General features: G+C 70.8%; 14 protein-coding genes. 5 read left to right on the top strand and 9 right to left on the bottom strand.

Translation table 11 applies throughout. The features are described from left to right. Positions 1-70 precede the first annotated feature (70 nt). Positions 71-2368 (top strand): DEAD/DEAH box helicase, encoded by a 2298-nt coding sequence (locus tag BMY74_RS01510; protein ID WP_245785829.1) that lies wholly within the window; start codon positions 71-73, stop codon positions 2366-2368. 340 nt (positions 2369-2708) lie between these two features. Next, a complete protein-coding gene (locus tag BMY74_RS01505) occupies positions 2709-3476 on the top strand; it encodes an aminoglycoside adenylyltransferase domain-containing protein (RefSeq protein ID WP_089908206.1) in 768 nt (255 codons plus the stop codon). A gap of 447 nt (positions 3477-3923) precedes the next feature. Here BMY74_RS01505 and BMY74_RS01500 read toward each other — a convergent pair whose 3' ends face one another. From BMY74_RS01500 to ssd, 9 genes are all read right to left on the bottom strand, one after another. Further along, positions 3924-4547, bottom strand: coding sequence for a bifunctional DNA primase/polymerase (locus BMY74_RS01500; RefSeq protein ID WP_089908203.1), 624 nt, complete (start codon positions 4545-4547; stop codon positions 3924-3926). A 196-nt stretch (positions 4548-4743) separates the two neighbouring features. Further along, on the bottom strand, positions 4744-5169 hold the full coding sequence (locus BMY74_RS01495; RefSeq protein ID WP_089908200.1) for an Rv3654c family TadE-like protein: 426 nt from the start codon (positions 5167-5169) through the stop codon (positions 4744-4746). Then, positions 5166-5465, bottom strand: a complete 300-nt coding sequence (locus BMY74_RS46585; protein ID WP_089908197.1) for a TadE family type IV pilus minor pilin — start codon at positions 5463-5465, stop codon at positions 5166-5168. The genes BMY74_RS01495 and BMY74_RS46585 overlap by 4 nt, the downstream gene beginning before the upstream one ends. 10 nt (positions 5466-5475) lie before the next feature. Next, positions 5476-5652, bottom strand: a complete 177-nt coding sequence (locus tag BMY74_RS01485; RefSeq protein WP_089908194.1) for a DUF4244 domain-containing protein — start codon at positions 5650-5652, stop codon at positions 5476-5478. Between the two features lie 9 nt (positions 5653-5661). After that, positions 5662-6189, bottom strand: coding sequence for a type II secretion system F family protein (locus BMY74_RS01480; protein WP_089908192.1), 528 nt, complete (start codon positions 6187-6189; stop codon positions 5662-5664). Continuing rightward, a complete protein-coding gene (locus tag BMY74_RS01475) occupies positions 6186-6956 on the bottom strand; it encodes a type II secretion system F family protein (protein WP_245785828.1) in 771 nt (256 codons plus the stop codon). Before BMY74_RS01475 ends, BMY74_RS01480 begins: the two co-directional genes overlap by 4 nt. Next, positions 6950-8059 carry a TadA family conjugal transfer-associated ATPase gene (locus BMY74_RS01470; RefSeq protein ID WP_089908189.1) on the bottom strand — a complete coding sequence of 370 codons (1110 nt, stop codon included), beginning with the start codon at positions 8057-8059 and terminating at the stop codon, positions 6950-6952. The genes BMY74_RS01475 and BMY74_RS01470 overlap by 7 nt, the downstream gene beginning before the upstream one ends. A 656-nt stretch (positions 8060-8715) precedes the next feature. Next, complete coding sequence (locus tag BMY74_RS01465; RefSeq protein WP_089908186.1) at positions 8716-8907, bottom strand: hypothetical protein; 192 nt, start codon at positions 8905-8907, stop codon at positions 8716-8718. Continuing rightward, entirely contained in the window at positions 8904-9938 is a 1035-nt protein-coding gene (ssd, locus tag BMY74_RS01460) for a septum site-determining protein Ssd (protein WP_089908184.1), read from the bottom strand. The genes BMY74_RS01465 and ssd overlap by 4 nt, the downstream gene beginning before the upstream one ends. 448 nt (positions 9939-10386) lie before the next feature. Here ssd and BMY74_RS01455 point away from each other — a divergent pair, with 448 nt between their 5' ends. From BMY74_RS01455 to BMY74_RS01445, 3 genes are all read left to right on the top strand, one after another. Next, positions 10387-11181 carry an HAD-IB family hydrolase gene (locus BMY74_RS01455; RefSeq protein WP_089908182.1) on the top strand — a complete coding sequence of 265 codons (795 nt, stop codon included), beginning with the start codon at positions 10387-10389 and terminating at the stop codon, positions 11179-11181. 630 nt (positions 11182-11811) lie between these two features. Beyond that, complete coding sequence (locus BMY74_RS01450) at positions 11812-13467, top strand: glycoside hydrolase family 3 protein (protein ID WP_089908179.1); 1656 nt, start codon at positions 11812-11814, stop codon at positions 13465-13467. After that, on the top strand, positions 13464-14669 hold the full coding sequence (locus BMY74_RS01445; RefSeq protein ID WP_089908176.1) for an exo-beta-N-acetylmuramidase NamZ family protein: 1206 nt from the start codon (positions 13464-13466) through the stop codon (positions 14667-14669). Before BMY74_RS01450 ends, BMY74_RS01445 begins: the two co-directional genes overlap by 4 nt. The last annotated feature ends 6 nt before the right edge of the window (positions 14670-14675 follow it).

The following is a 14675-nucleotide window of genomic DNA, read 5'->3' as shown; positions in this document are numbered from 1 at the left end:
CCGTTATCTGCGCAGGAAGTCGCGCACTGCCCGCCCTGGACTGTCGGTGGTGTATGCGAAGCTCGATCCCGTGGTGGATCAGGGACGCCGGTTGCTGGACCGCGTGCTGGCGGGGGTGCCCGCCGGGGAGTCACCCCTCACGCACGCGCGCGATCTGCCGTTGCGGCAGGCAGATCACGTGGACTGGCCTGCGTGGACGGCGCCGGCGGTCGTCGAGGCGTTCGTCGAGACGGGTGTGCGCGAGCCGTGGCGGCACCAGGCCGAGGCGGCGTCGCTGGCGTGGTCCGGGCAGCACGTGGTCCTCGCGACGGGCACGGCGTCGGGCAAGTCACTTGCCTACCAGTTGCCGGTGCTTTCCACTCTTTTGGCGGACACGAAGGCCACCGCGCTGTACCTGTCACCGACCAAAGCCCTTGGCGCGGACCAGCTCCGATCGCTCGAGGAACTGGGGATCAAGGGGGTGCGCGCGTCGGCCTACGACGGGGACACCCCGATGGCCGAACGCGACTGGGTCAAGGCCCACGCCAACTGGGTCTTCACCAACCCCGACATGCTGCACCGCGGAATCCTCCCGCAGCACCCGAAATGGCTGCGGTTCTTCCGGCGGCTGAAGTACGTGGTGATCGACGAGTGCCATTCCTACCGAGGCGTTTTCGGTTCGCACGTGGCGTTGTTGATGCGAAGGCTCCGCCGCGTCGCGCGCAAATACGGCGCGGACCCGATCTTCGTTTTGGCATCGGCCACTGTGGCTGATCCTTCTGGGTCCGCCGAACGATTGCTCGGCGTGCCCGTTTCCGCTGTCGTGGACGACTTTTCGCCGCGTGCGTCGCGCACGGTCGCGTTGTGGGAACCCCCACTGACCTCTCTGGAGGGTGAGAACGGCGCGCCGGTCCGCCGCTCGGCGGGCGCGGAGACGTCGCGGATCCTCGCCGACCTCGTCGTCGAGGGCGCCCGGTCGCTCGCGTTCGTGCGCTCCCGCCGCGGCGCGGAGCTGACAGCGCTGGGCACGCAGCGAATTCTGTCCGAAGTGGACAGTGAACTGCCCCCGCGCGTGGCCGCCTACCGCGGCGGCTTCCTGCCGGAGGAGCGCCGCGCGCTGGAGAAGGCGCTGTCCACGGGCGACCTGCTCGGCGTGGCGACGACGAACGCGCTGGAGCTCGGTGTCGACATCGCGGGCCTGGACGCCGTGGTGGTGGCCGGTTTCCCCGGCACGCTGGCGTCGTTCTGGCAGCAGGCGGGCCGCGCCGGCCGGTCCGGCGACAGCGCGCTGGTCGTGTTCGTGGCCCGCGACGACCCGTTGGACACCTACCTGGTGCACAACCCGGCGGCGGTGCTGGACAGGCCGGTAGAAGCGACGGTCCTCGACCCGCTGAACCCGTACGTGCTGGGCCCGCAGCTGGCGTGCGCGGCGGCGGAGATGCCGCTGACCCCGGCCTGCCTCCCGGACTTCGGCGGCGAGCTGGCCGAGTCCGTGCTGGACGAACTGGTGGCGGAGAAGCTGCTGCGCCGCAGGCCGGCGGGTTGGTACTGGGCATCGCACGACCGCCCGCACGCCGGCGTCGACATCCGCGGCTCCGGCGGCGAGCAGGTGGCCGTCGTGGAGGCCGACTCGGGCCGCATGCTCGGCACCGTCGACCCGGGCTCGGCCTCGTGGCAGGTGCACCCCGGCGCCGTGTACCTGCACCAGGGCCGCGCGTACGTCGTGGACGAGCTCGACCTGGAGAGCGGGTTGGCGCTCGTGCACCGCGAAGACCCGGAGTGGACCACGCAGCCGCGCGACTGCGTCGACATCACCGTGGTGCGCGAGGTCGAACGCACCGACTTCGACGGCGTGTCCGTGTCGCTGGGCGAGGTCGAGGTGACCACCCAGGTCGTCGGCTACCTCCGCCGCCTGCCGTCCGGCGTCGTACTGGACCAGATCCCGCTGGACCTGCCCTCGCAGACGCTGCGCACCCGCGCCGTCTGGTACACGGTCGACGAGCAGCTGCTCCTCGCCGCCGGCGTGGACGCCAAACGCATCCCCGGCGCCCTGCACGCCGCCGAACACGCGGCCATCGGCCTGTTACCGCTCTTCGCGACGTGCGACAGGTGGGACATCGGCGGCGTCTCGACGGCCGTGCACCCCGACACGGGCATGCCGACGGTGTTCGTGCACGACGGCCACCCCGGCGGCGCGGGCTTCGCCGACCGGGGCCACTCGGCCCTGCGGGCCTGGCTGTCCGCGACCCGCGCGGCGATCAGCGCCTGCGCGTGCCCGATGGGCTGCCCGTCGTGCGTGCAGTCGCCCAAGTGCGGCAACGGCAACGACCCGCTCGACAAGGCGGGCGCGGTGCTGGTGCTGGACGTGGTGCTGGGGAAAATCACCTGACCGGCGCCGGTTCGCCCGGTTACGGTGGCGGGGTGAACGCCTGCTGGAACAACGCCACCCGCACCCGCCGCGTCTGACGCGGCGAGAGCCCGACGCGGCGAAAGCCCGACGGTCCGCTGCGCCTTCGTGCGGCTGAGCCGAGAGTGCGCCTTGCCTGCGCACGACGAGCCAGCAGGTTGCCGTGCCAGTGCGTTGCCGTGCCCGAGCCGGGGCACCTGACGCACCTCGGTGCGATCCGGCGCGACAGCCGCATCGCTCTCCCGGCGCATCGCCCCGCACGAGCGTCCGCTCTCCACCGCACCCGCCCCCAACATCGGCCACGGGTTCTTCAGGAGTTGCCTTGTTCACGCCCTTTTCCGACCTCGACGCCCTGCTCGCGGACTTCGTCTCCTCGGTCCGCGAGATCCTCGGCCCCACCTACGTCGGCGCGTACGTCCAGGGCTCGTTCGCCCTGGGCGCCGGCGACGTCCACAGCGACTGCGACTTCATCGTCGCCTGCACCGAACTGCCCTCCGGCGACCGCGAGGCCGGGCTTCGTGCCCTGCACGACGAGATCCCGACCCGTCCCGGCCGCTGGTCCACCGAGATCGAGGGGTCCTACGCCGACGTCGAGTCGTTGCGCTCGGTGGCCGGCCTCGGAGTTCCGTGGTTGTTCAACGACCACGGCACCCGCACGTTGGTCTGGGACACGCACTGCAACAGTCCGCACGCCCGCTGGATCCTGCGCCACCACGGCATCGTGCTGGACGGCCCGCCGGTCACGTCGCTGGTCGACGAGGTGCCGGCTTCCGTGCTGCGCTCGTCGATGCGGGCGGAGTTGCCGCACGTGTTGTCCGGCATCGCGGAGTGGGCGCCGATGGGCAACGCGTGGACGCAGCGCTACATCGTGTCGGCCTACTGCCGCACGCTCTACACCATCCGGACCGGAGAGGTGGAGTCGAAGCGCGGCGCCCTGCTGTGGGCTTTGAATGTGCTCGATCAGCGGTGGCACCCGCTGATCGAGCAAGTCCTTCGGGACCGGGACCTCGGCTGGGACGCCGACGCGGTACCGCGGCCCGGATCTGTGGAAGAGACCTTGGCTTTCGCCGCGTACGCGGAAGGTCTCTAGCTTTCGTGGGCGCGGCGGGGGCTCACGGGTACCCCCGCCGCGCTCTCCACGTGCCGAACACTGTTTTCCCGCCTGCTACCGCTTCGTGACCGGATCCCTTGGAACATCGGTGGAATCTGGTTCGTTCGTCTCGACAGGACACGCGGGAGGCGTCGGTGTCGACTGTCTTCTGACGAACTCCGGGGAGGAGCCGGCTTCACCGACCGCGGCAGAGCTGGTGCTCTGCCACTAACGTTCCTCGGCCCGGTCACTACTGCGGGAGGCTGTCCTTCGGGGTGCGTGTTCGGCTTTTCGCCCGTTCCTCTGCCGGCCCCCGACGTGCGGGGTGCGGAGGCCGATCATCGGACCGGGCTTGGTGGAACGGCCGTGCAGGGCATCGCCTTCGGGGTTGTCGGGGAGAGTCCACGACGACACCCAACACGGCCGGGCTTCTTCTTCGGTTGTGGGTCAGACGGTTTCGAGCTGGTATCCACGCGCCGGGGCGTGCACGGCCTCGACGAGCGCGTCCTGCACGACGTGCGCGTCCGGCAGGTTCCAGCCGCAGACCTGCGGCTTGACCCGCCAGTGCACGACACCGTGCGCCATCGTGGTGGGCGGCAGCGGGATGTACTCCCCCTTGCCGTAGAGGTGCACGTCCGGGTTGCCGGCCAGCTCGGTGTTGAGGGTCGAGCCGGACTTCACCAGGAACATCCACCGGCCGGACGGGGTCGCGGCGATCGGCACGGGAACGCCGATCGACCGCAGGGCGACGGCCGCGCGGCGACCGAGGTCGGTGCCGACCTCGATCGCGTCCACCACGTGACCGGTGGCGACGAGAAGGCTGTAGGACGCGCCGGTCCACCAGGTGGCGACCTGCTCGGGACGGGTGCCGATGCGGTCGACCCAGTCGCGGTGCACCGGGATCGGGCCGTGCTGCTCGAGGCCGCTGCGGCCCGCCCACTGCGTCACGCCGTTCTCAGAACCGGCCGGGAAGGTGCCGGGCAGCACGGGCCAACCGCGGAACGCGAGGCTGATGGCCTCGGCACGCAGTTCGATGCGGAAGGCCCCGCGCCAGCTGTCCGACCAATCCATCTTCCGTCGCCTTCTTCCTAGGCTTTGACTCGACATCGACGTGGTGCCGGTGTTCGTAGGACACCGCGTCGGTGCCGCCACTACAACTAACGACACCGGCACCGGGCTCCGTAAGCCCCGCTCGACAACTGGTAGCTACGGGACGGCGAACGTCCTTTGTCAGAACGGGCAACTGAACTCCGCGCGTTTGGTTCGATCACCGTTCAGCATGTCCCGGCGGCGGTGTGAGTCCGCTCACCGCTGTGAGTCGACCGCTCGTCGTGCTCCAAACGCTTCGATCTTCAGCCGGACCTGCCCTGGCTCGCGCGCTCACCGGGCCGAACGGCGTAACCGAGGACACCCCGACCACCACCTCCCAGCCGTTCACCGCGCAGTCCGTCAGCTCGGCACGGTGCTCCGAGGCCACCCGTTTTGCCTGCTCACAAGCACTTTCGTCGCCTTCGGTGAGACGAGCGGCAGCGGCGAGCGCCGCCAGATCGGCGGCACCCGTGACCCGGTGCCGCGCGACGACCGCCGAGCCGATCCAGGCGCCGCCCACCGCGACGATGATCAGCAACAACATCGCCACCACGCCGCTCACCGCAGCCGAACCGCGCTCGCAGCCAGGCCGTTCGCCGTTCATCGCGGCTCCGGCACGGCGAACGCCCGTGCGCTGAGCGGCACGCCCAGCGGCCCGCGCTTGCTGACGACGACCTCGATCGCGTCGCCTTGTTCGTCGATCACAACGTTGGCACCGCCCACGATCCGCCCCGCGGCCTCCTCGCCTCGCTGCCGTTCGCCGCGTGCGGCGAGCCGTGCCGCTTCTCTCGCCGCGTCGGCGCACCGCATTTGCTCGGTGACCGCCGTCAGCCCGTTCGCCGCGAGCCACAGGGCCACCAGCAGAGTGCAGACCGCGATCGCCGCCTCGACCGTGACCATGCCCCGGTCGTCAGACCGAAGACAGCGCACGCTGGATCAGCTCCCGCAACTGGCTCTGCAGGAAGTCGCTGGTGAGGAGCACGTAGAGCAGTCCGGCGAACGCGGCCGCGGCCAACGTCCCGATCGCGTACTCCACCGTGCTCATGCCACTGTCGTCGTCGAGCAGTTCGGCGTCGAGCAGTTTCATGGACGTCTCCTAGTTGAGGAATTGACCGGCCAGACCCAGCACCACCGGCGCGACGCCGAGGCACAGAAAGGCCGGCAGGAAACACAGTGCGAGCGGCGCCGCCACCGCGACCGCGGCTTTCTGCGCCTTCGCTTCCGCTTCGTCACTCGCCTCGGACCTGGTGCGTGCGGCGAGTTCCGCGGTCTGCCGGGCCAGTGCGGCCCCGGACCGCGCGGTCCGCCTCGCCGCCCTGGCCAGCAGCGCTGTCGCGGGATGGTCGAGCGCGGACTCCCACGCCGTGACCGGGTCGGCGCCCAGTCGGAGGAGTTCGGCGACCTGACCCAGTTCCCTGATCTCGACCGCCTGGATCGCGGTGGGCACCGGCAGGCCGGCCCGCAGGCACGCGGCGAGCAGGTCCCAGGCCGCGGCCCGTTCGAACGGTCCGTCCGGCCTCGGCTCGTCCGGCGGCGGGTCGTGGGCGCTCGGCCTGAGCCGGTCGATCGACCGGCGTGGTGCCGGTGCCACCAGCACCGCCAGGGCGAGGAGCAGGAACGTCACGGCTCGACCTCCGTGATCCGCTGCGTCCACCAGATGCCGGCCGCCGCGAAGACCGCGCCCAGGACGAGGAGGAACTGCCCGGCTGGAGTGCTCGTGAGGACGTGCAGGGGCCGCGCGCCGCTCAGCTCGCCCAGCAGCACACCCACCGGCGGCAGGCCGGCCAGCACCGCCGCGCTGGCCCGAGGCCCGGCCATCCGCGCGTGCACCTGCCGCGCGAACGCCGCCCGCTGGTCGAGGTCGCGTCTCGTGGCGTCCAGGACGTCCGCCAGCGCCACACCGTGCTTCGCCGACACGCGCCACGCCCTGGCGAGCTGGTCCACCGCCCTGGTCAGCAACGGCTGCCGCAGCTCGCGCAACGTCCGTTCGACGTCACCGCCCAGCCTCGACGTGGCCGCCGCCGCTTTCAGCACTTCCTTCGCGGGTGCCGGGGTGTCCGCCGCCGCGCCCTCTGCCGCCTGGGCGGGGTGGGCACCCGCCCGGAGCTCGTCGATCACGCCGCCCAGTCCGCTGCTCAACGCCTCGGTGGCCTGGCGCAGGGCCTTGTTCCGCTTGTGCTGCTTCAAGATCCGTCTGCCGGTCATCGCGATCACCGCTGCGGCGATCAGCCCGCCGACACCTGCCAGGAGGTAGGTGATCACCGCCGCGGCCGCGAGCCAGACGTACGGGGGCAGCGTGATCTCCCTCTTGCCCTGCGGCCTGAGGCGGCGGAGGGGCTTGAGCTGCGGCCAGACGAGCAGTGCTGCCGCCAGCAGGACCAGGCTCACCACGGCAACTCCTCGGTCCGCCAGCCGTGCTCGCGTGTCCAGACCGGACGGACCTCGAGCGCGTCGCCCTTCTCGAACACGCCGATCTCGTTGAGGTACCTGGTGTTCCGGTCGCGCCGCATGTGCAGCACGACCCGCACCGCCGCCATGACCTGGCTTTGCAGCGCTCGCGGTTCCAGGCCGCCCAACGCCCCCAAGGCCTCCAGCCGCGCCGGCACCTCGGCGGGCGAGTTGGCGTGCATCGTCCCGGCGCCACCTTCGTGCCCGGTGTTCAAGGAGGTGAGCAACTCCCGCACCTCGGCCCCGCGCACCTCCCCGACGACGATCCGGTCGGGCCGCATCCGCAGGGCCTCCCGCACCAGTTGCCGGGTGGTGACCTCGCCGGCGCCCTCGACGTTCGCCGGTCTCACCGTGAGCCGCACGAACTGCGGGTGGTCCGGGTTGAGCTCGCCCGCGTCCTCCACGCACACGATGCGTTCGTGCGGCGGCACGCAGCCCAGCAACGCCGACAGCAGCGACGTCTTGCCCGATCCGGTGCCGCCGACCACCAGGAAGGCCATCCGCGCGCGGACGATCGTGCGCAGGGTCTCCGCGATCTCGGTGTCGAACGTGCCGAGGTTCTGGAGAGCCTCCAGGTCGTGCGTCGCCGGTCTGAGGATGCGCAGCGACAGGCAGGTGCGGTCGGCCACAGGCGGCAGCACCGCGTGCAGCCGCACGCCGCTGCCCGGCAGCCACCCGTCGACGCACGGCGAGGCGTCGTCGAGCCGCCTGCCCGCCACGACCGCCAGCCGCTGGGCGAGACGCCGGACCGCGTCCTCGTCGGGAAAGGTGACGGAGGTCTTGCGCAGCCCCGTGGTGCCGTCGACCCAGACCTGGTCGGGGGCGGTGACCAGGACGTCGGTGGTGCCGGGGTCGGCGAGCAGCGGGTCGAGCGGACCGGTGCCGCTGAACTCCTGGCGGAGCACCTGGAGGGCTTCGAGGACGTCCGAGTCGGCCAGCACGCCGCCGGCCTCGGTGCGGACCGCGTGGGCCACGACGGCCGCCGTCATCTCCATGTCGGCGCCGGCCAGGCGGTGGCGGACGCGGTCGATCAGGGCGGCCGTCACGTCGCGGCCTCGGGGCGGCGGGCGTGGCGGCCGTAGGTGATCTCGCGGCCGGTGAGGCGGAGCCAGGTCTCCTGGCACCAGATGAGGAAACGGTTCACTTCGGCTCCTTCTTGAAGATGAAGCGCGGTGGGTAGAGGCGGCCGTGGACGGCGAGGTTGCGCGCCATCCGGCAGGCGATTCGGAGGAGGAGGCCCAGGCGGGTCACGGCGGGAGTTCCTTCCGCGCAAGGGGTTGTGGGGTGGGCGAGGTGGGAGGGGCGGGTCGGCCGGAGGGTGGCGCGGTGGGACGGCCGACGGACGGCAAGGGACGGCAGGTGTGCCGGCGGGGGCGCGGGAGTGCAGGGACGCACCGAGGCTGGGACCGGGTGGGAAGCAAGGGAGAGGTGCGAGGCGGGACGGGGGCGGGACGGGACGGGGTGGGGCGGGGCGGGGGCGCAGTGCGAGGCGGGACGGGGTGGAGGCGCAGTGCGAGGGGCCGGGCGGGAGGCGAGCGAGAGGGCGGAAGGCGACCGGGAAGCGGGCGAGAAGGCGGAAGGCGACCGGGAAGGCGAGAGGCGGCCAGGAGATGGCCAGGAAGGCAAGAGGTCGCCAGGAGGTGGCCGGGAAGGCGAGAGGTGGCCGGGAGGCGGTGAGGCAGGCCGAAGTCGGGTGGCGGGATCAGGTTGGCGTGAGCGCGGCGGGAGGGCTCGTGGGGCGCTGTGCGGGCACCGCTCGACGCGGAACCGCCTCTGCCGCAACGAAGAACGGCACGCAGCCGCAGCCGGCGAAGTCGGGTGGTGCCGCCTCCGCGTCCTCCAGGTAGGAGGTGAGGCACTCGATCTCCTGGTCGGTGGTGGCCGGAAGCGTCACGGGCGGAGCTCCTTCAGGACCGCGCGGGCGGCTGTGGCGAGCGGGCCCTTCGGGTTGCGGGGGAAGCGGCCTCGTTCGAGTACCTCGGCCAGGCCCGGCTCGGCCCTCATCGAGGTGAGGAGGGGGACGCCGATCACCTCCGCCATCTCGGACGGCTGGAGGTTGCCGGGGGACGGGCCCCGGACCACCAGGCGGAGGGTGCGGCCGTGGGTGAGGAGGCGGGTGGCGACTCTGCCGGCGGCTGCCGTGGCGCGGACCTCGGCCGGGACCACGAGGATCGTCAGGTCCGTGCGGTCGAGGGCCGCCGACGCGGAGGCGGTGGGGAAGCGCGGCAGGTCGCAGAGGACCGTGCAGCCCGCCCTGCGGCCTGCGTCGAGGACTGCCGCCACCGCCGCCGGCTCCGGGTCCGGGGCCGCTCTGTCGCAGGCGAGGACGCTCAGGTTGCCCGTGGTGGGGAGGGCGGCCCTCAGTGCCGACATCGGGACCCTGCCGCCGGTGGCGTGGACGCCCGGCCAGCGGGCGCCCTGGTCGGACTCGGTGCCCAGGGCCAGGTCTATGCCGCCGCCGAGGGGGTCGCAGTCGACGAGCATCGCCTCGCCGCCCTGGACCACGGCCTCGCGGCCGCAGGCTATGGCGAGGGTCGAGGCGCCGGCTCCTCCCCTGCCGCCGATGAACGACACCACGCGACCGCGGTCGGAGGGCGGGCCCTCGCCCAGGTCCGTCAGGGCCGTCACCAGGGAGCGGCCCTCCACCGGGAGTTCGAGGACGCCGTCCGCTCCCAGGGCGACGGCAGGGGCCCAGGGCGGGTCGCCTCCGTGGACCACCAGGACGCCGGTGCGGCGGGGGAAGCCAGCGTCGAGGCACGCGGAGACCGCTGCCGGGTCCAGCAGGACCAGGGGTGCGGAGTGCCACTGGGAGCGCAACGACGTGACGTCCGGGGCGCAGGAGAGCGGGCAGTCGGCCGCGGCGGCGACGCGGAGGACCTCGTCGAGGAGGTCCGGGTCCGTGAGCAGGGCGATGGGGTGGGTCATGGGATCAACGGTGGTCAGTCGTGATGAACGACACAACGGGCGGTGATCCACATGTGGACAGATCAGCGGCTGTGGACAGGTCGCGATCTTGGAAGCCTTGGCGCGGCAGGACTGTCGGTGTCGTGTGCGACGCTGAGGGGTTGGCCACCGGAACGCGGCACGAGGACGGCAGAGGTCCAGTCGCACCCGCGCGGAAACGGGGTCCGGATATGGGACGACCCCCGCCAGGGGGGAGGGACGGGGGTCGTCAATGGTTCAGTCCCGGGGGGTCGGACTGAACCCGTCCGTCGAACCGGACTCTCCTACTGTATCCCCATGCGCCAGTGCCGCGCGCAACTTCCGCAACAGCCGCGGGGCAAGTTTCGGTAACCGTGCAGCACAACGGTTTCGTACACGAACGAAATGCCGCCCGAACGGCCTACTGACGAGTACACCTAAGCTGGGCCACATGAGCCGGATCGCCGCCTTCTTCGACCTCGACAAGACCGTGATCGCGAAGTCGAGCACGCTGGCGTTCAGCCGACCCTTCTTCCAGGAGGGTCTGATCAACCGCCGTGCGGTCCTGAAGAGCGCGTATGCGCAGTTCGTGTTCATGCTCGCCGGCGCGGACGCGGACCAGATGGACCGGATGCGGGCGCACATCACGGCTCTCGCCGCCGGCTGGGACGTGGAGCAGATCCGCAGCATCGTGAGCGAGACCTTGCACGACATCGTCGATCCGCTCGTCTACAAAGAAGCGACACAGTTGATCGCCGACCACAAGGCCGAGGGCCACGACGTCGTCATCGTCAGCGCGTCCGGCGCGGAACTGGTCGCGCCCATCGCGGAGATGATCGGGGCGGATTACAGCGTCGGCACGAAGATGGTGATCCAGGACGGCCGCTACACCGGCGAGGTGGAGTTCTACTGCGCCGCCGACAACAAGGCCGTCATGATCAAGCAGCTGGCGGCCGAGCACGGCTACGACCTCGCGAAGAGCTATGCCTATTCGGACAGCGTCACGGACCTCCCGATGCTCGAGGTCGTCGGCCACCCGACGGTCGTGAACCCGGACCGGGGCCTGCGCCGCATCGCGCTCGAGAAGGACTGGCCGGTGCAGCAGTTCGTCGACCCGGTCAGCCTGCGCGGCCGCATCCCGACCCCCTCGGGCAAGGCGGTGGCGGTCACGGCCATCAGCCTCGGCGCCGTCGCGGCGGCCGGCGCGGCCTGGTACGGCCTGCGCCGCAAGCGCGGCAACGGCTGAAGTCAAGCCCCCGCGGCCACGAACCACCGGGAAGTGAGCGGTACCGGCGAGTAGCGGCCACGCGCCGCGCACGTGGTGCCCGCGTGAGTGCACGGCACCGCCCTCCCAGCGGTACCCGAACGCGAACACGCGCTCACAAATCCAGAAACGCCAGTACTTTCCTTACTGAACGTGGCTTGAACGGTGCACCCGTCCGAGCCCTTGCTGTGACCGGGCCCACGCACTTAAATGGTGGTGCGGACCTCGGATCGGCCAGGGACCTGGCGAAGAGAAGCCAGACTCCACCCCGGTAGAGCTCCGTGCGCGGACTTCGAGTACCCACGCGCAGCACGCCGCGGGAGGCTTGTCGTCTAGGGCCTGCGTACCGGGACGCCGGACGCCGAGGCCAGGGTTGTACGACACGAGTTGCACGCTTGGTAACTCGCAAGCCCGCGCTGAAGACGGGGCACCCCTTCGGGGGTGCCCCGTCTGCTTGTCCGGTCAAAAAGTGCCACCGAACGGCACAATGGCCACCCGTTGACCCACCCCACGGTCGTGGGTAACTTGCGAACTGCGCCAGTTATCTGTGGGAACATCACCGGGAGGCTCTTCCAAGTGCGGAAAATCGCCGCGTTGACGCTGGTCACTGCCATGGTCGCCCTCACGCCGGTGGCGAGAGCGGACGCCTCGGTGACCACCCTGCGCGGGATGTCGCTGGAACAGAAGGTCGGCCAGCTCTTCGTCACGTACGTCAACGGGCAGGCCGCCGACGTCCCGCACCCCAAGAACCAGACGGACTTCGGAGTGGCGACGGCCGCGGACATGGTGCGCAAGTACCAGCCCGGCGGCGTCATCTACTTCAACAACTCGAGCCGCGACAACGTCGACACGCCAAAGCAGATCGCGCAGCTCTCCAACGGCCTGCAGAAGGCCAGCAGGATCCCGCTGCTCATCTCCACCGACCAGGAGATGGGCCTCGTCACGCGCATCGGCCCGCCGGCCACCCAACTGCCGGGCAACATGGCCCTCGGCGCGGGCAGGAGCGTCAAGGACGCCGAGGAGGCCGCCCGCATCACCGGGCAGGAGCTCCGCGCGATGGGCATCAACCAGAACTTCGCGCCGGACGCGGACGTCAACTCCAACCCGGTGAACCCCATCATCGGCGTGCGCAGTTTCAGCAGCGACCCGAAGCTCACCGCCGACATGGTCGCCGCCCAGGTCCAGGGCTACGAGGGCCGCCGCTGGTTCGACATGACCTCGGTGACCTCCACGGCCAAGCACTTCCCCGGCCACGGCGACACGTCCGAGGACAGCCACACCGCCCTGCCGGTCTCGAACCGCAGCCTGGAGCAGTGGCGCCAGATCGACGCGCCGCCGTTCAAGGCCGCCATCGCCGCCAAGATCGACTCGATCATGACCGCGCACATCCAGGTGCCGCAGATCGACCCGTCCGGCAACCCGGCCACGCTCAGCCCGAAGATCATCACCGGTCTGCTGCGCGACGAGCTGAAGTACGACGGCGTCGTCGTCACCGACTCGCTCGAGATGGCGGGTGTCCGCAAGCTCCACTCCGACGCCGAGATCCCGGTGCTCGCCATCAAGGCGGGTGTCGACCAGCTGCTGATGCCGCCGAACCTCGGCCTCGCGATCGACAGCGTCGTCAAGGCCGTCCGCAGCGGTGAGATCACCGAGAAGCGCATCGACGAGAGCGTGCTGCGCATCCTCAAGATGAAGCTGCTGCGCGGTGTCATGCTCACGGCCGAGACCGATGTGAACAAGGTCGACCAGATCGTCGGCTCCAACACGGAGAAGGCCCAGGCCATCGCCGACCGCACCATCACGGCCGTCCGCAACGACGGCCAGGCGATCCCGCTCAACGCCACCGCTCCCCTGGTAGTCGGCACCAGCGCCGACACCACCACGGCCCTCGCCACCAGGCTCAAGGGCACCAAGGTTGTCACGTCGACCAGTCCCACGGCGGCGCAGATCCAGCAGGCGGTGGCAGCGGCGGCCAACGCGGACAAGATCGTCGTGCTGACCAACAACGCGAGCACGAGGCCCGCCCAGGTCGACCTGGTCAACCAGCTCGTCGCCACCGGCAAGCCCGTCATCGCGGCCGCCACCGCCAACCCGTACGACGTCGCCCACAGCAACGCCAAGACGTGGCTCGCCACCTACTCGACCACCACGGTCTCGATGGAGGCGCTGGCCAGGGTCCTGCTCGGCGAGGTCAAGCCGCAGGGCAAGCTCCCGGTCGACGTCCCCGGCCCGACTCCCTACCCGTTCGGTCACGGGGTGACCTGGTGAGGCGGCGGAGCTTCCTCGCAGCCGGTGCCCTCTCCGTCCCCCTCGTCAGCGCTTCCACCGCCACCGCGGCCCCGAAGCTCGCCACCGCCGCCGAGCAGCTCGCAAGCGACGGCTGGCGCAGGCTCAAGGGCCGCAAGGTCGGCGTGCTCACGAACCCGACGGGCATCCTGAAAGACCAGACGCACGTCGTCGACTCGATGGTCGCCCACGACGCCAAGCCGACCGCCGTGTTCGGCCCGGAACACGGCTTCAGGGGCACCGCGCAGGCCGGTGGATCGGAAGGCGACTACGCCGACCCGCGCACCGGTATCCCGGTGTACGACACCTACCAGGCAACCCCCGCCAAGATCCAGGCGATGTTCACCAAGGCGGGCATCGACACGGTCGTGTTCGACATCGCGGACGTGGGCGCGCGCTTCTACACGTACATCTGGTCGCTGTACCAGGCGATGGAAGCCGCACGGGACCTCGACTTCATCGTCCTGGACCGCCCGAACCCCATCGGCGGCAAGGCGAACGGCCCGCAACTCGACCCGGCTTACGCCACGTTCGTCGGCCTGAAGCCGATCGTCCAGCAGCACGGCATGACCGTCGGCGAACTCGCCCGCCTCTTCAAGGGCGAGTTCGGCCTCGAGACGAACCTCAGCGTGGTCGACGTCCGGAACTGGCGGCGCGACCAACTCGACACGGGCCTGCCGTGGGTCCCGCCGAGCCCGAACATGCCCACCCGGGACACCGCGCTGGTCTACCCCGGCACGTGCCTGTTCGAGGGCACCGCGCTGTCCGAGGGCCGCGGCACGACCCGCCCGTTCGAAACGGTCGGCGCACCCGGCGTCGACTGGCGCTGGGCCGAGGCGCTGAACGCCCTGGGCCTCAGGGGGATCCGGTTCCGCGAGACCTACTTCTCGCCGACGTTCAACAAGTTCCAGGGCAAGACCTGCGGCGGTGTCACCCTGCACGTCACCGACCCGCACGAGTTCGACGCGATCAGGGCCGCCGTCGCCATGCTGATCACCGCGAAGTCGTTGTACCCGAACGTGTTCGCGTGGCGCCCCGACAACTGGATCGACAAGCTCAGCGGCTCCGGCAGGCTGCGCGGGATGATCGACGCCCAGGCTCCCCTGGACGAGATCACCGGCGCGTGGCAGCAGGAGCTGCAGCAGTTCCGCCGCACCCGCCAGCCCTACCTGCGCTACCGGTGAGGACGC

It is taken from the genome of Lentzea albida, from assembly GCF_900111005.1.
GTDB classification, from domain to species: domain Bacteria; phylum Actinomycetota; class Actinomycetes; order Mycobacteriales; family Pseudonocardiaceae; genus Lentzea; species Lentzea albida.
This window is presented reverse-complemented; position numbering and strand designations above follow the sequence as displayed.